This window comes from Flavobacterium suncheonense GH29-5 = DSM 17707 (genome assembly GCF_000430025.1).
In the GTDB taxonomy this organism is placed as follows: Bacteria; Bacteroidota; Bacteroidia; order Flavobacteriales; family Flavobacteriaceae; genus Flavobacterium; species Flavobacterium suncheonense.
Genome location: NZ_KE387020.1, coordinates 42306 through 63525 on the forward strand (window position 1 = coordinate 42306; position 21220 = coordinate 63525).

Genomic DNA, 21220 nt, shown 5'->3' on the forward strand with positions numbered 1-21220 from the left:
GTTTTCAAATTTTACGTGTAATTTTGCTAGATGAAACAAATCACTTCCGTACAGAATCCGTATATAAAATCGTTGGTACAGCTTCAGGAAAAAGCGAAAACCCGAAAACAAACCGGTACGTTCCTCATTGAAGGACAACGCGAAATCATGCTGGCGCAAAAAGGCGGATATGAACTGGAAACGATTTTGTTCTTACCTGATTTAATATCGGAAACCGAAATCCGTCAGCTCACCCGACAAAACGTTGAGTTAATTGAGATTTCAAAAGAAGTATACCAAAAGTTAGCGTACCGTGATACCACGGAAGGAATTCTCGCCGTTGCCAAAACGAAATCGCTGCAATTATCCGATTTACAGCTTTCGGGAAATCCTTTAATTTTAGTAGCCGAAGCAACCGAAAAACCGGGCAATATCGGCGCCATTTTACGCACGGCCGATGCCGCCAATTTGGACGCGGTGATTATCGCCAATCCGAAAAGCGACCTGTACAACCCAAATATTGTGCGTTCCAGCGTGGGCTGTTTGTTTACCCGACAAATCGCAGTCGGTTCAACCGATGACGTAATCGCCTATCTGAAAGAAAAAAATATTGCGATTTACTGTGCCACCTTACAGGATTCGACGTTGTATCACACCCAGAATTATACTACGCCAACCGCATTAGTCGTTGGAACGGAAGCCACCGGTTTAACCGAAGCCTGGAGAACGGCCAGTTCGCAAAACATCATTATCCCAATGCAGGGCGAAATTGATTCGATGAACGTTTCCGTAGCCGCGGCCATTCTGATTTTTGAAGCCAAAAGACAGCGCGGGTTTTAACCATTATAATTTTTTGAATTATGAATTTTAAATTGTTCCTTCTGGCATTTTTAACCTCTTCCGGTTTATATGCGCAAATGACTGCCAATGAAATTGATGCTTTGGTGGAAAAAACCATGAAAACGTTTGATGTACCGGGCATTGCTGTGGCTGTTGTTAAAGACGGAAAAGTGATTCATTCAAAAGGGTATGGCGTTAAATCGATACTTACCAAACAGAAAGTTGATGAAAATACGTTATTTGGCATTGCTTCTAACAGTAAAGCTTTTACCACCGCCGCTTTAGCAATTTTAGTGGATGAGGGTAAATTAGACTGGGACGACCGCGTTAAAAAACACATTCCCGAATTCAAAATGTACAACGAATATGTAACCGATGAATTCACCATCCGAGATTTACTGACCCACCGCAGCGGTTTAGGTTTAGGCGCCGGCGATTTAATGATTTGGCCCGACGGACACGACTTCACGCCGAAAGACATCATCAACAACATTCATTACCTAAAACCGGTTTCGGATTTCAGAACCAAATACGATTACGACAATCTGCTCTATGTTATTGCCGGCGAAGTCATTGAACGTGTAAGCGGAAAATCGTGGGCCGAATTTGTGGAAACCCGTATAATGAAACCGTTGGAAATGCACAACAGCGTAGGAACTTGGTCGCGTTTAAAAGACACCGCCAACACCATTGTTCCACACGTTCCGATTGACGGCAAACTGAAAGTCATCACCCGTTACAAAAGCCGCATTATGGATGCTGCGGGCGGGATTTATTCCAGCGTGAACGATTTGAGTAAATGGATGATTGTTCAGATGAACAAAGGAAAATACGGCAACAGTCAGCAACTTTTCAGCACCAAACAACACGCCGAAATGTGGTCGCCGCAAACCATTCTGCCGAACCGCACTTCACCGCCATACAATACACTTTTTAAAGCCTACGGATTGGGCTGGCAGTTGCAGGACATCAAAGGAAAATTACAGGTTTCCCACACCGGAGGTTTGGAAGGTATTGTAACCCAAACGATTATGATTCCGGAACTACAACTGGGCATTGTCGTTTTAACCAACCAACAGTCCGGGGCGGCTTTCAACGCGATTTCCAATACAATTAAAGACAGTTATTTAGGCATTGCAAACGAAGATTGGGTAACGAAATATGCCAAACTAATGCAGGCCAACGTTTCCGAAGCAGATAAAGTAACCGGAGAAGTCTGGGCAACGGTAGCCAAAAACAAACAGGACAAAAAATTAAAAATCGACTTCGATAAGCTAACCGGTACTTTCAAAGACAACTGGTTGGGCGAAATTACCATTACCGAAAAGAAAGGCAAGCTGATTTTCACTTCCAAACGTTCTCCAAAACTGACCGGGGAAATCTTCTTTTACAAAGACAATACGTTTGCCGTAAAGTGGTTTAACCGTTATTTTGATGCCGATGCTTTTATGTTCATCACCTACGACAATCTTGGCTATGCAACGAATATCAAAATGAAACCGATTTCGCCGATGACAGATTTCAGTTACGACTTTCAGGATTTGGATTTTAACAGAGCCCGTTAGGTGATTTGATTGTTTGGTGATTTGGTTATTCGATTATTTGGTTATTCGATTATTTGGTGATTTGGTTATTCGATTATTTGGTCATTTGGTCATTTGGTTATTTGGATTTTTGGAAGATTATATTTTAAACGGTTACGAACTTCTATGACTTATATGGTTTCTTTAATAAATAACAATCGCTGTCTTTAAATCTTAATTTCATAACTAACTATTTGGAGATTCACTCAATTTCGCTTATTTTTAGGTACTGAATGAATTACCATGACAGAAATCGATTTAGAAGCTGAAAACAAAGCTATTGCCAAAGAATACAAAGAACTGCTCCGCATCAGTTACCAAACACTTTCCGAAGACGATAAAAAGCTAATCCGAAAAGCTTTTGATGTGGCCGTTGATGCTCATAAAGATCAGCGCCGCAAATCTGGGGAAGCGTATATTTTCCATCCGATTGCCGTAGCCAAAATTGTGGCTTCTGAAATTGGTTTGGGCGCCACTTCCATTGCTGCAGCTTTAATGCACGATGTGGTGGAAGATACCGACATTACGGTGGAAGACATCGAACGAATGTTCAATCCTAAAATCGCGAAAATTGTCGATGGATTGACCAAAATGGCCAAGGTAAAAACCGATCAGGAGATTTCGATGCAGGCGGAAAACTTTCGTAAAATGCTTTTAACCCTGAATGACGATGTCCGCGTAATCCTGATTAAAATTGCCGACCGTCTGCACAACATGCAAACCATGGAAAGCATGGTCGACTACAAACAGGCGAAAATAGCTTCGGAAACGCTTTATATTTATGCGCCGCTCGCCCATCGTTTAGGACTTTACAACATCAAAACCCAACTTGAAGATTTAGGCTTAAAATACACCGAACCTGCTGTTTACAACGATATTGTAAGCAAAATGAAGGAAAGTAAGGAAGAACAGCAGGCGTATATCAAGTCTATCGCGGATGTCCTTAAAAAATCGCTTGATGAGGAAGGTATCGAGTATACCATGAAAGGCCGGCCAAAATCAGTGTATTCCATCCGCAGAAAAATGCTGGCTCAAGGCGTTACTTTCGATGAAGTATACGACAAATTTGCCTTGCGCATCATTTACAAATCCGACGATCCCCACGAAGAAAAATTTCTGGCCTGGAAGATTTATTCGATTGTAACCGATCATTACCGCCCTTCGCCGAGTCGCTTGCGCGATTGGATTTCATCACCAAAATCGACGGGTTATGAAGCATTGCACATTACCGTTATGGGACCGAAAGGACGTTGGGTGGAAATTCAGGTTCGCAGTGAACGCATGGATGAAATTGCCGAAAAAGGATACGCAGCCCACTACAAATACAAACAAGGTGCTACGGAAGAAAACAGTTTAGACGTTTGGTTAAACCAATTAAAAGAAGCCCTGGAAAATGCCGAAAGCAACGCGGTTGATTTTGTGGAAGATTTTAAACTGAACCTGTATTCGAAAGAAATTTACGTTTTCACTCCGAAAGGAGAAATCAAATCGTTGCCGAAAGGCGCGACTACCTTGGATTTTGCCTTCAGTATTCACTCGGAAATAGGCGTAAAAACCAGAGGAACAAGAGTTAATGGTAAATTAGTGCCGCTTAACCACGTTTTGAACAGCGGTGATCAGGTGGAAATTATTACTTCGGCCAATCAAAAACCAACGGCACACTGGCTGGATTATGTTACCACTGCACGGGCCAAAAATAAAATCAAAAACGTTCTCAACGAAAGTACCAAAAAAATTGCCGAAGACGGAAAAGAAATCCTCACCCGAAAACTGCGTCATTTAAAAATAACGCTGAACGAACAAACGGTAAATGAATTGGTTAACTATTTCAAATTACAAACCAGTTTAGACTTATTTTACCGTGCCGGTTTAGGAACCATCGACAACCAGAAACTTAAAGATTTCGCCGCGCAAAAAAGCAATACGCTGGTTAATTTCTTCAAAAAAACTATCAAACGTTCGCCAAGCGCACATCCGGAGCACATCCATAAGGAGGAAATCAGCAAGAATTACGATTTACTGGTTTTCGGTGCCGAGCAGGACAAACTGGATTACAAACTTTCCACCTGCTGTAACCCAATTCCCGGAGACGATGTATTTGGTTTTGTAACGATTAACGAAGGAATTAAGGTGCACCGAAAAGACTGTCCGAACGCCATCAGTTTACAGTCCAACTTTGCGTATCGCATCATTCAGGCGAAATGGATTGACTCGTCTCAGGAAGAATTCAAAGCCACACTAAAAATCACCGGAATGGATACTTTAGGCCTTACCAACGAACTCACTAAAGTGATTTCGAACCAAATGAACGTGAACATCCAGAGTATTTCCCTGAGTGGTGAAGCCGGATTGTTTAACGGTCAGGTTACGGTTATCGTTCAGAACAATGTCATCCTTAAAAAACTGATAGATAATATCAAAAAAATAGACGGAGTCGATAAAGTAATTCGCGTGAATAATTCATAATCTCAATGAAAAAAACATTTACACTGTTAAACATCCTTTTAATAACCCTAACGATTCAAGGCCAAAAAAGAGACGTAAAATACAAATTAGACCCTTTTGGTAAAAAAACCAATAAAAGTTTTATGAGTCTTGCTTCTCAGTATCCGGATAATGCCATGGCTTTCAGAATAACTGCCGATAGCGGCCGGGTGTATCAATTTAATGCTCCAAAGTATGCCGCTTATAAAGTTAATTATGTCAATTTCAGAGAAAAGTTGGAGGATATTACCGGAAGAAAGTTATCCGATTCAACAATTTTCATTATCAATTACAAATATAAAGATGATGTATGCTCTGACTCCTATTCAAATGTTTTAACTGATGAAATGATTGCTTCTAAAAAAAACTATTTCGATATTCATAAAACATTTATCGAAAAAACATATAAAAACACAATGTTTATTTGCTTGTTTGAAACCGGCATAACACTTTCCAAAAAAGGCCACACGGAAGAGGAATATTTTTTTACTGATTTAAACCATTTTTTCAGAAAAAACATCTTTTTAAACACAATTGTTTGCGGTTCTGATGCTATTATCAGACCCGAAGGCTTGGTTTTGGTTCACAATGGAGAAAGCAGACCGGATTGGATAGCTAATCACTTAAATTCAGATATTTGGAATTCTTTGTTTCAAACAAACTAAATAAACTTTCACCTCAAAAAAAATAACCTTATCTTTGCCGGTCTTTCATAGCAAACCTCAATGGAAAATAGTAAGAATCAGGAAATTGTAAAAAACGTATTCACCAAATACCTTGAAGAAAAAGGGCATCGGAAAACACCGGAACGCTACGCCATTCTTCAGGAGATTTATGAAAGTCAGGAGCATTTTGACATTGAATCGTTGTACATTAAAATGAAAAACAAAAACTATCGTGTGAGCCGTGCCACGCTTTACAACACGATAGAATTGCTATTGGAATGCGGTTTGGTGCGTCGTCATCAGTTTGGTCAGAATCAGGCACATTACGAGAAATCGTATTTCGACAAACAACACGACCACATCATTATGAGCGACACCGGCGAAGTAATCGAATTTTGTGACCCGAGAATCCAGACGATTAAACAAACCATCGAAGAAATTTTCGGTATTGAAATCCACAACCATTCGCTTTATTTCTACGCCACCAAAAAACAGGAGTAAACAAAGCCGGTTTTTCGGCTCAACAATAACAACAACTAAAACAACAACAACACAATGACAGTAGACTTACTGCTAGGCCTACAATGGGGCGATGAAGGAAAAGGGAAAATCGTAGACGTTCTAACCTCAAAATACGACATTATTGCTCGTTTTCAGGGCGGACCAAACGCCGGACACACTTTGGAATTTGACGGAATCAAACACGTTTTAAGAACGATTCCTTCCGGTATTTTCCACAAAAATTCCATCAACATCATCGGAAACGGCGTGGTAATTGATCCGGTGGTTTTCCAGAAAGAACTGGAAGGTTTAGAGAAATTCAACATGGATTTAAAATCCAAATTACTGATTTCCAGAAAAGCACACTTAATTTTACCGACACACCGCCTGTTAGACGCCGCTTCGGAAGCTTCTAAAGGAAAAGCGAAAATCGGTTCCACTTTAAAAGGAATCGGGCCAACGTATATGGATAAAACCGGAAGAAACGGAATCCGTGTGGGCGATATCGAATTGACCGATTTCAAAGAACGATACCGAAACCTGGCCGACAAACACGAAGCCATGATTGCCTTCTACGACATAGATTTGCAGTACAACTTAAAAGAAATGGAAGACGAGTTTTTCGCGGCTGTGGAAGTACTGAAAACCCTGAAATTCATTGACAGCGAAGAATATCTGAACAACGCCTTAAAAGAAGGAAAATCCATTTTAGCGGAAGGTGCCCAAGGTTCGTTATTAGACATCGACTTCGGAACGTATCCGTTTGTGACTTCTTCCAACACAACGGCTGCCGGAGCTTGTACCGGATTAGGAATCGCGCCGAACCGTGTAAAAGAAGTTTTCGGAATTTTCAAAGCATATACTACCCGCGTTGGAAGCGGCCCATTCCCTACCGAATTGTTTGACGAAACCGGACAAACCATCGCCAGAGTAGGAAACGAATTCGGTTCGGTAACCGGACGTGCGCGTCGTTGCGGATGGTTGGATTTAGTAGCTTTGAAATATGCCGTCCAGGTAAATGGTGTTACCGAATTGTACATGATGAAAGGCGATGTACTTTCCGGATTCGACACCTTGAAAGTTTGTACCGGCTATAACTATAAAGGTCAAATCATCAACCACTTACCGTATAACATTGAGGAAGAAAATGTTACTCCGGTATATGTGGAGAAAAAAGGCTGGAAAGCCGATTTAACAGGTATGACCAAATACGAAGAACTTCCTGTTGAAATGAAAGAATACGTGGAATTCATCGAAAGCGAAGTGGGTGTGCCAATCCGAATTGTATCGGTTGGACCGGACCGGACACAAACGATTGTAAAATAAATTTTAAAACGCTTTCTTCGGAAGGCGTTTTTTTGTGTATCAGCGAATTATAAATAATTCTTAACAAAAATCATCATTCGCGGATTTTAGTTAAATTTGGGCAAAATTTCAAGCATTGAAGAATCGTATCCTCTTTATATTTTTCACACTTTTCATCAGTTTGTCGTTAACGGCACAGGAAAAGAAAATTATCAAAATTCTCCACTCGGATTTCATCGACATGGACCAAACGGAAATTCCGGGTGCGATTTTGTTTACCGGAAATGTTCAGGTGGAGCACGACGGTGTTTTAATCAGCTGCAACAAGGCGTATCACTTTAAAGATGAAAATTACGTGAAAGCGTTCGGAAACGTGCGTTTAAACCAAGGCGACACCATCACGATGTCAAGTAAATACGCCGAATACAACGGAAATCAAAAATTTGCCTTTGCAACAGGCGATGTGGTTTTGCGTTCACCGGAATCGACTTTAACTACCGACACCATCAACTTCGACCGAGGCATTCAGCAGGCTTATTACAATACTTACGGAACCATCATCAACAAGGAAAATACGCTTCGAAGCAAATCGGGACGTTACTTTGTCAACGAAAAAAAATATCAGTTTACGACTGCCGTAACGGTTACCAATCCGGAATCCACCATTAAAACCAATCATTTGGATTATTATGAAGATTCGGGTCACGCCTATGTTTTCGGGCCATCCACCATCAACAACAAAGGCAACGTAATTTATACGGAAAACGGATTTTACGACACCAAGAACCAAACTTCAAATCTGTCGAAAAACTCCACCATTTACTATCAGAACCGGAAAATTAAAGGCGAAAAAATTTATTATGACGGCAAGCGGAATTTCTCGTCTGCCACCAATAATGTAAAAATCACGGATTCCATCAACCGCATGGTTGTGACCGGTCATTATGCGGAAATGCATCGGGCGAAAGATTCGATGTTTATCACCAAAAAAGCGCTGATTGCGAGTTTTGTGGAAAACGATTCGGTTTACATTCACGCGGAAAAACTGCTGGTAACTGGAAAACAGGGCGAACGCGTGATTCGCGGATTCAAAAATGCCCGGATTTTTAAATCGGACATGAGCGGAAAGTGTGATTCCATTCATTCCGACCAGACCAAAGGCCTGACCCAATTAATCGGAAGACCGGTTTTATGGAGCCAGAAAAGCCAGCTTTCCGGTGATGTGATGCATCTTATCGGAAATAACACCACCGAAAAGCTGGATTCCCTGAAAGTACTGAACAACGCGTTTATCATTCAGAAAGATACTATCGGGAATGGTTTTAATCAGGTTAAGGGCGTGAATCTGTACGGAAAATTTCGGGACAACAAACTTTATGAAGTCGATTTGGTCAAAAACACCGAAATGATTTACTACATGTACGACGATAAAAATGAGTTGGTGGGAATCGACAAAGGAGTGGCCAGCTCCATTCATCTGGAATTGAAAAATAATCAGATACAAACGGTTACCAAATTCGTAAATCCGGAAGGACAGATTTATCCGGAGAATGAATTTCCGGAAAACGCCCGAAAACTAAGAGGATTTATCTGGCGCGGCGATGAAGAAATAAAACGACTGGAAGATATTTTCCCTAAAGAAGAACTAGCGCTGGACGAAAAGGCCCAAATAGAAGCCAAAAAAGACGCTGTTGAAGCCGAAAAGCCAATGGAAATCAAGAAAGAAACCTTGGAATACGGAAAACCTAAGAAAGCCGAAAGTCAAAAGTCGAAAGTCAAAAATCGAAAGTAGAACGTTATTGGCTATTGATATTCTTTTCAGTATCCCGAATAACCAAACATCAAATCCACGAATAACCTACAAAATGCTTAAAGATTTCTATAAATACCAGGCGCAAACCTCCCCTTACCCATTAGGCATGGAAGTGTCTCACGCCAAAGGATCTTATATTTACGACACCAACGGAAAAGCTTATCTGGATTTTGTGGCCGGAGTTTCCGCTTGTACACTTGGTCATCAGCATCCGCGAGTGCGTGAAGCTATTGTAAACCAATTAGACAAGTATGCTCACGTGATGGTGTACGGCGAATACGCACAAGATCCCGCTGTGGAATTGTGTAAACTTTTAGCCGAAAACACACCCGCTCCCTTAGACAAAGTCTATTTGGTTAACTCCGGAACAGAAGCTACAGAAGGTGCTTTAAAATTAGCCCGACGTGTAACCGGAAGGAGCCAATTGATTTCGTGTTATAACGCTTATCACGGCAACACCATGGGCTCAATGAGCGTAATGGGCTTTGAAGAGCGCAAACAGATTTTCAGACCGTTAATTCCCGATGTGGATTTCATCACCTTTAATAATGAAGAGGATTTACTGAAGATTACCGAAAAAACAGCCGGAATCATCATGGAAACGATTCAGGGAGGTGCCGGATTTATCCAACCTCAGAATGATTTCCTTAAAAAAGTTCGCCAGCGTTGTGATGAAGTAGGTGCTTTACTGATATTAGACGAAATTCAGCCCGGATTTGGGCGTACCGGAAAACTGTTCGGTTTCCAAAACTACGACATCGTTCCGGATGTGGTGGTTATGGGAAAAGGCATGGGAGGCGGAATGCCGGTTGGTGCCTTTATGGCAAAATCCGAATACATGGATTTGTTGAGCCATGATCCGAAATTGGGACACATTACCACTTTCGGTGGTCATCCTGTAATCGCAGCAGCCTGTTTAGCCACACTGAAAGAATTGTTAGAAACCGATTTAATGGCTCAGGCTCTGGAAAAAGAACAGTTAATCCGCAAACTGTTAGTGCATCCGCTAATCAAGGAAATTCGCGGCGAAGGCTTAATGCTGGCGCCCATGACAGAAAGTCCTGAAATCACCAACAAGGTCATTTTCAAATGTCAGGAAAAAGGACTGATTCTGTTCTGGCTGCTCTTTGAAGGCTGTGCCATCCGCATTACACCACCTCTAACCCTTTCCAACAAAGAAATCGAAAAAGGTTGTGGCATCATTCTTGAAGCTATGAATGAAGTGATGGAAGAGTTGAAAGCTAACAGCTAAAAGCCGACAGTTGGAATCAATTGTTAATTAAATTGTTTACAACCTACAAACGTTCATCATAAAAAGGCTGTAAAGTCTTAGTAATTTTAATAAGGATAATTTAAACAAAAGGAGTATGTATTTGAGTAACGAGGAAGAGGAAAACAGTTTATCCTTATCAAAGTTCGAATCTATGTTGAAAACCAACAAGGTATTCTTCTTTGACTCCGAAGAGTTTGAAGACATCATTCTTCATTATCTTGACACGGGGCGAATAAACTTAGCCAAAAAGGCTCTGAAATTAGGTTTAGAACAACATCCCAAATCTACCGGTTTGAAGTTGGTTCAGATTGAACTGTTAGTGTTTGAAGACAAACTCGACATGGCCGACCGACTGTGCAACGAGCTATTTGCCATCGAACCGACCAATGAAGAAGTGTACATCCAAAAAGCGAATATCCACTCTAAACGGGACGAGCACGAAAAAGCAATAGAAATGCTGAAAATTGCTTTACGCTATACCGATGATTATGCCGATGTGTATAATCTGATTGGCATGGAATACCTGTTCATGGACGAATTGGAACTGGCGAAAGAGAATTTCATCAAATGTCTGGAGGAAGATGTTGAAGATCATTCCGCACTTTACAATGTCGTGTATTGCTTTGATTTCTTAGACCAGAACAACGAAGCCATTTTGTTTTTGAACAGTTTTATTGACAGAAATCCGTACAGCGAAGTGGCATGGCATCAGTTAGGACGTCAATATTATGCTGTTAAGGATTATGATCAGGCCGTAAGAGCATTCGATTATGCCACGCTTATCGATGAAAATTTCTTAGGCGCCTATCTGGAAAAAGCAAAATCTCTGGAAAAACTGAAAAAATATCAGGAAGCCATCGATTGCTATACTATTACCATGGAATTGGATGATGCTACTTCCTTCGCTTTATTACGCGTGGGGAAATGCCATGAACGATTAGGCAATGCCGAATTGGCGCTGCAGTTTTATCAGAAGACGGTTCATGAAGACCCATTGTTGGACAAAGCCTGGATTGCGATTACCGATTTTTACATCCGTCAGAAGAATTTTCAGAAGGCGTTGTATTATGCTAACAAAGCCATCAGTATCGACAACGAGAACAAGCTGTACTGGAAGCGTTATGCAACCATCAACAAAGCCTTAAACTTTTTCGAAGAAGCCGAATACGGGTATCGAAAAGCGGTGGAATACGGAGATTACGAATTAGACACCTGGCTGTTCTGGACAGACATTTTACAGTTTTTAGGGGAATTTGAAAGTGCGGTACAAACCCTTTTACAAGCGGCAGAGTACTTTCCGGAAGAATACGAAGTTGAATACCGTTTGGCCGGCCTGTATTTTATGCTTCAGGACGACATCAAAGGGAAATTTCATTTGGCCAACGGATTGCGCCTGAACTTTGAAAACAGAACCCTTCTAGAGGAATTGTTTCCTGTAATCTGGAACCGAAAAACCGTGCAGGATTTCATTAAAAAACATAAAAAAGCAGACGAATAGTAAACCAAATACCACGATTTACTAGTATCTTTATGGTCGGTTATTTAACGTAACTGACCATATTTTTTTTTATGAGGAAGCAGAAAAAGAAAAAATTCGGGTTGCTGGGGAAAAATATCAGTTATTCTTTCTCCCGAAAATACTTCACGGAGAAATTTGAAAAAATTGGCGCCGATCGTTTTTCCTATAAAAATTTCGATGTGGAAACGGTAGAAGATTTTAAAAAAATTGTTGCCAAAACCAAGAACCTCAAAGGAATGAACGTAACCATTCCGTATAAAGAAGCCGTTATTCCCTATCTGGACAAGCTTTCCAAAAACGCTGAAAAAATCGGAGCGGTTAACACGATTTCCGTTTCCAAAAAAGGAAAATTAAAAGGCTACAATACAGACTTTTACGGTTTTAAAAAATCACTGAAACCTTTATTACAGCAACACCACCGCAAAGCGTTAATTTTAGGAACCGGTGGCGCCAGTAAAGCCGTGGCATTTGCCCTGCGGAAGCTTAAAATGGAGTATGATTTTGTTTCCCGAAACCCATCGGAATACCAATATTCCTACGACGAACTGAATCAGGAAATTTTCAGCGAATACCAGATTATCATTAACACTACTCCTGTTGGTACATATCCGAATACTGAGGACTGTCCGCCGCTGGACTATTCACTTTTCACAGACAAACACATCGCCTACGATTTAATATACAATCCGGAAGAAACAAAATTCCTGAGATTAGCAAAAGAAAGAAGAGCAATTACAAAAAACGGGTACGACATGCTCGTTTTTCAGGCCGAAAAAGCCTGGGAAATCTGGAACAGATAAACCACTTGCTTTACATTTCATTCCTCTGGCTCACATTTTAACAAATGGCGATTTTTGAGAACGCAATTTTTTCAACAAAAAACAATGTGTATTTAAACAGAAAAAACCGTTTATTTAACCGAATTTCTTTTGATTTTACAGGCTGCTTCACTATCTTTCGGCTCAAATTTGTTAAACTTAAGCATTTATCGCAATGTTAGAAGAAAAGAATGATAACCTGCCTCAGGCAGACGGACAGGAAGAAATTATCCAGGAAGAAACTGTTCAGGACGAAAATCAGTCGGCTGTAGAAGCGATTGAAAACTCGAATGCGGAAGAAAGTGAAGACGACTCCATAGGAGAAGCGCACAATATTCCGATGAAAAATTACGAAGCTATGTCGATGGACGAGCTTACGGACGAACTGAACCGCCTGGTTTCTCAGGAAAAAGCCATGGCCATTCGCAATCACGTGGAAGAAATCCGCAAGGAATTCATGGCAAAATACCATCATTTTATTGATGAAAAGCGCGACGAATACAGTCATGAAAACAACGGCGACACCACCGGTTTTGACTATCATTTTCCGCTGAAAAACAAATTCGATTCCATTTACAACGAATACAGAGATCATAAAAACCAATATTTCAAACAGCTTCAAAACAACTTAAACGCGAATTTAAAAACCCGACTTTCGCTTATTGAAGAGCTGAAAAATCTGGTGGACAACTCGGATGAAACCATTCAGGATGCTTTAAAACACGTAAACGATATCCGTGAGCGCTGGAAAAAAGCCGGTGCCATTCCGCGGGACAAGTACAACCATGTCTGGAACAATTTCCATTTTCACATTGAACGTTTTTACGATCATCTGCATTTAGACCGTGAAGCCCGCGATTTAGACTTCAAACACAATTACGAGCAAAAACAGAAAATTATTGCCCGTGTGGAAGAACTGGTTAACGAAGCGGACGTTTCCAAGGCTTTCCGTGAATTGCAGTCGTTACATAAAATCTGGAAAGAAGAAATCGGACCGGTTTCCAAAGAACACCGCGAAGAGTTATGGAACCGTTTCAGTGAACTGACAAGACAGTTACACGACAAACGCGAAGCCTTATTTGTCAAAGCAAAAGAGTTGGAAGTTGCCAATTTGGCCAAGAAAAAAGAAATTATTGCCCAAATTGATGCCGTATCGCACGAAGAAGTAACGTCACACAGCCAATGGCAGGGGCAAATCGAGAAAATTGAAGCCTTACGCAACGCTTTCTTCCAGGCAGGAAAAGTGCCGATTGAAGTAAACGAAGAAATCTGGGCTGCTTTTAAAGAAGCTGTCCGCAACTTTAACGCGCAGAAAAATGCGTTTTACAAAGACATCAAAAAAGACCAACAGGAAAACCTGAATAAAAAACTTGCTTTAGTGGAAAAAGCCAAATCGCTTATGAACAATGAGGATTTTAATGCCACCACGCCAATCATGAAGCAGATTCAGGAAGACTGGAAGAAAATCGGTCATGTGCCGCGAAAGTATTCTGATGCTGTCTGGAAAGATTTCAAGGAAGCCTGCAACCACTATTTTGACCGATTGCACGCGAAACGCAACGAATCCAGTGCCGAAGAAAACGAAACTTTTGAAAAGAAAAAAGGCTATCTGGAATCCTTAAAAGAGTTTCAGTTGGTTGGTGAGCACAAAACCGATCTGGACGCCATTAAAAAGCACATCGAAACCTGGAAATCTTTCGGAAAAGTGCCGCACAACAAACGTCATATCGAAGGAAAGTTCAACAAGATTTTAGATGCGTTGTTCGATAAATTGAGCTTGTCTAAAAAAGATGCTGAAATGGCGAAATTCTCCAACCGTTTAGGACAATTGGCCGAAGGTGACGAACGTCAGTTGCAAAACGAGCAGTTGTTCATCATGCGTAAAATTGACGAAGTGCAGAATGAAATCTTCCAGTTGGAAAACAACATTCAGTTCATTTCCAATGCCAAAGCCGATAATCCTCTGGTTAAAGAGGTCAACAAAAGTATCGACCGTCACAAAGACGAATTAAAATTGTGGAAAGAAAAACTGAAACAAATCAGAAGTCTGAAACAGGAATAAAAATAAAGCAAAGCAAAAGCCGTAATTTTAATCAAATTACGGCTTTTTTATCCTTTAAATTTAGGTATCATGACAGGTGAAGAATTAAAAAAAATACAAACTCCGTTAAAAGAAAAATACACCAACGACGGTGCTTCCGCTTTGATAACCTTAAAAGCAAAAGGGCGCATTGGAGAAAATGTTTCCTGTAAAATAGAAACCGGATTACAAATTTCAGAAGCAGGACTTCATCCGGCAACAGGTGGAACCGGTCTGCAATTATGCTCCGGAGATATGCTTTTAGAAGCCCTTGTAGCCTGCGCAGGTGTAACCCTAAGTGCCGTGGCAACTTCCTTAGAAATCCCATTAGAGGAATGCATTATCAAAGCTGAAGGCGATTTGGATTTCCGGGGAACTCTGGGTATTTCAAAAGAAGTTCCGGTTGGTTTCAGACAAATACGTTTAATTTTTGAAATCAAATCAAACGAAACCGATGAAAAGATTCAGACGCTGTTGAAACTAACAGAGCGCTATTGTGTCGTTTATCAAACCCTGATTAATGCAACTCCGGTGGACGCTAAAATTATCAATTTATAAACGTTACTTTCTCGTATAATCAAAAATAGCCGGAAATGTTCTCGTAGTAATTGCGGGTTCCGACACGATTTTCTTTTCGTATTTCGGCATAATCTGCACATCGGTATACGTTTCTGTTTTGTATTTTTTATGCTCTACAATGGCCGATATTTTCACGTTTACGTCAATAGCCTGCACATAGTTATCATTTTTCAGCATCACGAAATACTTGCCCTGCAACAAATTGGGCTCGGTAAATCGTTTGTAAGCGGCTATGCCTTTTCCAAAATCATAAGACTTCACAGGTTTACTTTCTAAAAAAAGCTTCTTGTTTTCTTCGTTTACCAAAGCGTATTCCACATCTTCCCCATTTGACGGCAACGCCAAATTGGTTATGGCTCCGGCAGCAATTCCTCCCAACGGTGTGGTAAAATAAGATGCCACGCCCTGCACCGCACCCACAATCATTTTGCGGTTTTGATTCCAGTATTCGTTGCTTTCTTTACCAACACCAATCCAATATGCCCAAGCGATTACTTTCTTGGTTTCGGCTTCGGAGATTTCATTCTTCGGCAAAGTGAAAAATACGCTCGTTGTACTGGAATCGAAAGTGGTTTTGGCATTCACGCGTTGGCTTTTATCCAACACCATTTCTTCGTATTTCTTTTCGTAATAGGCCACTTTTCGGGTTTTCTGTACTTTCAGCGTGTCATAACCCACTACAACCTCTTTCGTTGCGGAATTCCAAACGGTGTCCTGTTCTGTTACCCATTTTACCGAAGTATTGAAAGCAGACAGGTTTTCACTTGCCGGGATACGCTGAATCAGCAAATTCCCTGTTAACGGTTCGTCATGGTCATTTTTGAACTGAAATTTATAAACCGATTTATGAGACACATCAATTGCTTCTTTCTTCACTCTCTTAACGTCCAGAACCTTGAATCTGGTTACATCCGGAAATTCCGAAACCGAAACTTCGCTGATTTTCTTTCCGTTTTCTTCTGTGAAAGTGAATACGATTTTATCACCTTCGTTAAATCCAAACAACAATTCTTCAGTAGTATTTGGCTTTATTCTTAAAGTTTGCTCGGTTACTTTAACGGTTTTTTGGGCAATGATACTGTTTGCAAATAGCAGGAACAGTAGTATGAATTGTTTCATTCTTATTTAATTATTTCGTAAAATCATAATCGCGTTCCACTTTAGCGATGCGCACTTTGAACGCTTTGTACCAATCACTTCGGCCGGTTTCGCGGGCAATCGTGTGTTCCGCATTCATTTTCCAGTTTTTGATGGCTTCCAAATCCTGCCAATAGGAAACGGTTATCCCGATGTCATTCCGGGCCGATTCAACGCCTAAAAAACCGGGTTGTCCGGCAGCTAATTCCACCATTCTTTCTGCGGTTTGCGAATATCCGGCTTCCACTTCCGTTCTTACAGATGTAAAAATCACGGCATAGTAAGGCGTTTCCGGTGTTTTAGCTATCATACTTATCCCTTTTTACTTATCCCTTACAACTTCTTCGCTTCTTCCCAAAACACATCCATTTCCGCTAAAGTCATGTCCGACAACGGTTTTCCGATTTCATTCGCCTTGCTTTCCAGATACATGAATCGTTTCATAAACTTCTTGTTGGTGCGTTCCAGAGCGTCTTCCGGATTCACCTTCAAAAACCGTGCATAATTAATCATCGAGAACAAAACATCGCCAAATTCGGCTTCTATTTTATCCTGATTGGCGGTTGCTACTTCGTGTTGCAGTTCGGACAGTTCTTCCTGTACTTTTTCCCAAACCTGATGCGGTTCTTCCCAGTCGAAACCCACGCCTTTCACTTTGTCCTGAATGCGGCTTGCCTTTACCATGGCCGGCAAACTCTTCGGCACGCCTTCCAGAACGGATTTTTTGCCTTCCTTCAGCTTTAGTTTCTCCCAGTTTTGTTTCACTTCTTCTTCATTTGCCACTACTACATCGCCGTAAATGTGCGGATGACGGTCAATCAGCTTGTCGCAGATCGAATTCGCCACATCGGCTATATCAAATGCCTTTTTCTCGCTTCCGATTTTGGAATAAAAAACGATATGCAGCAACACATCGCCTAACTCTTTTTTGATTTCGTCTAAATCGTTGTCCAGAATCGCATCGCCCAATTCGTACACTTCCTCGATGGTTAAATGGCGTAAACTTTCCAGGGTTTGTTTTTTATCCCACGGACATTTTTCGCGCAAATCGTCCATGATGTCGAGCAGGCGGCTGAATGCGTCTAATTGTTGCTGGCGTGTGTTCATAGTTTCAGAATTTGTGTAAAAATAAGAAATCCCGCCCGAAGGCAGGATTATATTCGAGTTTCTTTTAAAAGAATTACTCTTCTGTATTTTCAACTTCAGCAGCAGCCGGAGCGTCTTTGGAAACCATTCCTTTTGCCTGAAGCATGTTGTACCAGTTTAATACTTTTTTGATATCGGAAGCATAAACTCTGTCCTGGTCATAATCCGGCAACACTTCAGCAAAATACGCTTCTAACTTAGCGTTATCTTCTTTGTGAGAAATAGCAGGACCGTTGTTTTCTTTTTCGGCAATTCTTCTGAAAACTTCAGACAAACGTACTTCACCACTGTTGGTATAAATGGAAATTTCAGATAACAAACTCACGTTACTTCTCATACCTACGGTGATTTTCTTACCGTCAATCAAAGATTCCGCAACGAAACCGGTTCTGGTTTGTAATTTTAAATCGTATAATCCCGGTTTACCTGAAATCGCTAATATTCTTTCTATGCTCATTGTGTGTATTTTTTAAAAGGTAGCAAATATCTAATCTTTCCCTTGAAAAACAAAAATTATCGGCCTTTTTTGGCGGCAAATTTCATTTTATAATCCGGACGGGCTTTCCCTTCCATGATGTTTTGCAATTTCTTGGAGATTAAACGTTTTTTCAGCGAAGATATTCTGTCGGTAAACAAAATGCCTTCGATATGATCGTATTCGTGCTGTATCACTCTGGCAATCAAGCCATCATACACTTCGGTATGTTTGTTGAAATCCTCATCGTAATATTCAATGGTGATTTGCTCATGACGGAACACATCTTCACGCACATCCGGAATGCTCAGACAGCCTTCGTTGAAACCCCACTCTTCGCCTTCTTCTTTTAAAATTTTAGCGTTAATAAACGTTTTCTTAAACGTTTTTAATTGTTCGGCCTCTTCTTTCGACAAATCGTCGCTATCACTGAACGGTTCACAATCGACAATAAAAAGACGAATGGCCAAGCCTACCTGTGGAGCTGCCAAGCCTACACCATGCGCATGATACATGGTTTCATACATGTCGGCAATCACTTGTTTAAGGTTCGGATAATCTTTGGAAACTTCTTCCCCAACCTTACGCAATACCGGATCGCCATATCCTATAATCGGTAAAATCATTTTGTACTTAATTATGCCGCAAAAGTAATCAAAAAACAAACAAATAGACAGCCTTTCAACGGTTTTGACTTTTTTTAAACATAATATGTGAAATGATTCTTAAATTTATAGTTGCTTTTCTTACAAGCCCCTACCTTTGCAGCCGTAAATTTATGTTGTACAAAATCAGAAAATACACGGATAACACCAATTTTGCCAATGCTTTTAAAGCTACTTTTTCCTGTGTTTTGCCGTTACTTATTTTAGCACAGCTTGGTTATTTCCAGGAAGGTTTTGTGGTGGCTCTGGGAGCTTTACTTACCTTTCCGAGCGATGTTCCGGGCAACTTGAATCACAAAATTAAAGGGATACTGATTGCCGTTTTTTTAATCACAGGAACGAATCTTTTATTAGGGCTTATTCAGAATTTCACTTTTATCGTTTATCCGGTTTTACTGCTGCTGGTTTTCTTTTTCTCGATGCTTTCCGTTTACGGACACCGGGCCAATATGATTTCGTTTGTCTGCCTGATTTCGGTTACGCTGGTGTTCAGCCATTCGTATACCGGAATTGAACTTTTGAAACATTGCGGTTACATCCTAACCGGCGGATTGTTTTACCTCTTTGTTTCGCTGTTGTTTTACTTTTTACGACCCCATCGTTACATCGATTTGCAATTGGCCGATTGTTTACGACTGACTTCCAAATACTTAAAACTTCGAGGCGATTTATGGAATATCGATGCCGATCGCGCCAAAATAACCGAAAAGCAACTCGAACTTCAGGTGGAAATCAATGCCATTCACGAGAACATTCGGGAATATCTTATCCGGAATGCCGTCAACTCCAACAATTCCAATCAGAACAGACGGAAACTGATTGTGTTTACCAATTTAGTGGAAATTCTCGAAATCGCGCTGTCGTTTGCCTTCAACCATGAAAACCTTCACCGGAAATTCGACCAACATCCCGATGTCCTGAAAACCTATCAGCATCTGGCGTACACGATCGCTTCAACGCTTAAAAAATTATCCCTGAGTCTGGAAACCGACACGGAATATGTTCCTAACAACGTTTTATTCGACGCGCTGGAAAATCTTGAAAAAGTGATTCGGCAGTATCAGGAGAAAACCGGTAAAAATCAGGAAGCGGAAGGCGTTTTGATGCTCAAAAACATGCAGCACTACGCGCAAAAACAAATCGAAAAAATAAAAGTAATCGAACAGGCACTGACCGGCTCAATGAATCCCGAAGTGCTGAAACGCAAAAACAAAGAAATCGAAAAATTCCTGACACCGCAAAATTACCGCATCGGCACCTTGCTGGAAAACCTCAGCTTTTCGTCTACCACTTTCAGACATTCGCTGCGCTTGTCGATTACGATTTTGATTGGGTTTATCATTGGGAAACTGCTTCCGTTTCAAAACGGTTACTGGATTTTACTGACGATTGTGGTGATTATGCGGCCGGGTTACGGTCTTACCAAACAACGTTCTTTCGAGCGTATCTACGGAACACTTTTAGGCGGAGCGATTGCCTTCGGAGTGATGTATTTCACACAGAATCATTACGTTTTGGGGATATTATCTGTCGTTGCCATGATTTTGGGATACGCTTATTCACAAACCAACTACAAAGTCGGAGCGACCTTTGTGACCGTTTACGTGATTTTTATTTACGGAATGCTTACGCCGAATGTGCTGGAAGTAATCCAATATCGGGTGATTGATACTGTTTTGGGTGCCGCTCTGGCCTTTTTGGCGAATTACTTTTTATGGCCTTCGTGGGAATTTCTCAACCTCAACAAATACCTTGAAAAATCCATAGCTGCCAACCGGGATTACGTGAAGGAAATTACGGTTTATTACAATAAAAAAGGCGAAGTGACCACCGCTTACAAACTGGCGCGAAAACAGGCTTTTATTGAAATCGGGAATTTGATGGCTTCGTTTCAGCGCATGAAGCAGGAACCGAAATCGAAACAAAAAAACATGGCGGAAGTGTACAAACTGGTCGTGCTCAACCATACGTTGCTTTCCTCGGCGGCTTCTTTAGGCACTTATGTCCAGTCGCACAAAACCACAAAAGCTTCGGAAGCGTTTAATATTGTGGCCAATTCCGTGGTTCGGAATCTTAATCTGGTGATTCAGTCGCTTAACAGTAAACACCATTTTTCTTTATCCGAAGACGAAAAAGAACGTCTGGATTTAAGTTTCACCGAGCTGAAAAACATCCGCGCCAGCGAGCTGAAAAACGACGGATTGGAAGACGATGATTTCCGTCAGAAAATGGAAGAAGCCCAACTCGTAATTGATCAGCTGATCTGGCTCATCAATTTATCGGAAAACCTGCTGAAAGTTTCCAAAACACTACAGAAAGAAGCATAAAAAAAAGCACCAAATATGATGCGTTTTCTAT

18 protein-coding genes are annotated in these 21220 nt (G+C 40.9%); 13 read left to right on the top strand and 5 right to left on the bottom strand.

All coding sequences use genetic code 11. The features are described from left to right. Positions 1–30: 30 nt before the first annotated feature. The 12 genes from G498_RS0110350 (at position 31) to G498_RS0110410 (ending at position 15418) form a co-directional block, all read left to right on the top strand. Positions 31–819 carry a TrmH family RNA methyltransferase gene (locus G498_RS0110350; RefSeq protein ID WP_026981080.1) on the top strand — a complete coding sequence of 263 codons (789 nt, stop codon included), beginning with the start codon at positions 31–33 and terminating at the stop codon, positions 817–819. A 20-nt stretch (positions 820–839) separates the two neighbouring features. Further along, positions 840–2384 carry a serine hydrolase gene (locus tag G498_RS0110355; RefSeq protein WP_026981081.1) on the top strand — a complete coding sequence of 515 codons (1545 nt, stop codon included), beginning with the start codon at positions 840–842 and terminating at the stop codon, positions 2382–2384. A 261-nt stretch (positions 2385–2645) separates the two neighbouring features. Then, positions 2646–4868 carry a RelA/SpoT family protein gene (locus G498_RS0110360; RefSeq protein ID WP_026981082.1) on the top strand — a complete coding sequence of 741 codons (2223 nt, stop codon included), beginning with the start codon at positions 2646–2648 and terminating at the stop codon, positions 4866–4868. Between the two features lie 5 nt (positions 4869–4873). Further along, the gene (locus G498_RS0110365; RefSeq protein ID WP_026981083.1) at positions 4874–5551 is read left to right on the top strand and encodes a hypothetical protein; all 678 of its coding nucleotides are present in this window, start codon (positions 4874–4876) and stop codon (positions 5549–5551) included. Positions 5552–5611: 60 nt separating this feature from the next. Continuing rightward, the gene (locus G498_RS0110370; protein WP_026981084.1) at positions 5612–6052 is read left to right on the top strand and encodes a Fur family transcriptional regulator; all 441 of its coding nucleotides are present in this window, start codon (positions 5612–5614) and stop codon (positions 6050–6052) included. Between the two features lie 54 nt (positions 6053–6106). Next, positions 6107–7378 carry an adenylosuccinate synthase gene (locus tag G498_RS0110375; protein WP_026981085.1) on the top strand — a complete coding sequence of 424 codons (1272 nt, stop codon included), beginning with the start codon at positions 6107–6109 and terminating at the stop codon, positions 7376–7378. A 115-nt stretch (positions 7379–7493) separates the two neighbouring features. Further along, on the top strand, positions 7494–9149 hold the full coding sequence (locus G498_RS0110380; protein ID WP_026981086.1) for an OstA-like protein: 1656 nt from the start codon (positions 7494–7496) through the stop codon (positions 9147–9149). A 73-nt stretch (positions 9150–9222) separates the two neighbouring features. Next, the gene (locus G498_RS0110385) at positions 9223–10422 is read left to right on the top strand and encodes an aspartate aminotransferase family protein (protein ID WP_026981087.1); all 1200 of its coding nucleotides are present in this window, start codon (positions 9223–9225) and stop codon (positions 10420–10422) included. 115 nt (positions 10423–10537) lie between these two features. Continuing rightward, complete coding sequence (locus G498_RS0110390; protein ID WP_026981088.1) at positions 10538–11941, top strand: tetratricopeptide repeat protein; 1404 nt, start codon at positions 10538–10540, stop codon at positions 11939–11941. A 71-nt stretch (positions 11942–12012) separates the two neighbouring features. Further along, on the top strand, positions 12013–12762 hold the full coding sequence (locus tag G498_RS0110395; RefSeq protein WP_026981089.1) for a shikimate dehydrogenase family protein: 750 nt from the start codon (positions 12013–12015) through the stop codon (positions 12760–12762). A gap of 193 nt (positions 12763–12955) precedes the next feature. After that, a complete protein-coding gene (locus tag G498_RS0110405; protein ID WP_026981090.1) occupies positions 12956–14842 on the top strand; it encodes a DUF349 domain-containing protein in 1887 nt (628 codons plus the stop codon). A gap of 69 nt (positions 14843–14911) precedes the next feature. After that, positions 14912–15418 (top strand): OsmC family protein, encoded by a 507-nt coding sequence (locus tag G498_RS0110410; protein WP_026981091.1) that lies wholly within the window; start codon positions 14912–14914, stop codon positions 15416–15418. Between the two features lie 3 nt (positions 15419–15421). Here G498_RS0110410 and G498_RS0110415 read toward each other — a convergent pair whose 3' ends face one another. The 5 genes from G498_RS0110415 to def all read right to left on the bottom strand — a co-directional run bounded on the left by G498_RS0110415 (position 15422) and on the right by def (position 18823). Beyond that, on the bottom strand, positions 15422–16558 hold the full coding sequence (locus G498_RS0110415; protein ID WP_026981092.1) for a hypothetical protein: 1137 nt from the start codon (positions 16556–16558) through the stop codon (positions 15422–15424). A 10-nt stretch (positions 16559–16568) separates the two neighbouring features. Continuing rightward, entirely contained in the window at positions 16569–16886 is a 318-nt protein-coding gene (locus G498_RS0110420; protein WP_026981093.1) for an antibiotic biosynthesis monooxygenase family protein, read from the bottom strand. Positions 16887–16909: 23 nt separating this feature from the next. Then, positions 16910–17683 (bottom strand): nucleoside triphosphate pyrophosphohydrolase, encoded by a 774-nt coding sequence (gene mazG, locus G498_RS0110425; protein WP_026981094.1) that lies wholly within the window; start codon positions 17681–17683, stop codon positions 16910–16912. 73 nt (positions 17684–17756) lie between these two features. Continuing rightward, the gene (locus tag G498_RS0110430) at positions 17757–18179 is read right to left on the bottom strand and encodes a DUF5606 family protein (RefSeq protein WP_026981095.1); all 423 of its coding nucleotides are present in this window, start codon (positions 18177–18179) and stop codon (positions 17757–17759) included. A gap of 56 nt (positions 18180–18235) precedes the next feature. Then, the gene (def, locus tag G498_RS0110435) at positions 18236–18823 is read right to left on the bottom strand and encodes a peptide deformylase (RefSeq protein ID WP_026981096.1); all 588 of its coding nucleotides are present in this window, start codon (positions 18821–18823) and stop codon (positions 18236–18238) included. A 152-nt stretch (positions 18824–18975) separates the two neighbouring features. On the opposite strand from def, the gene G498_RS0110440 reads away from it, so the two are divergent. After that, positions 18976–21189 carry an FUSC family protein gene (locus tag G498_RS0110440; protein ID WP_026981097.1) on the top strand — a complete coding sequence of 738 codons (2214 nt, stop codon included), beginning with the start codon at positions 18976–18978 and terminating at the stop codon, positions 21187–21189. Positions 21190–21220 lie beyond the last annotated feature (31 nt).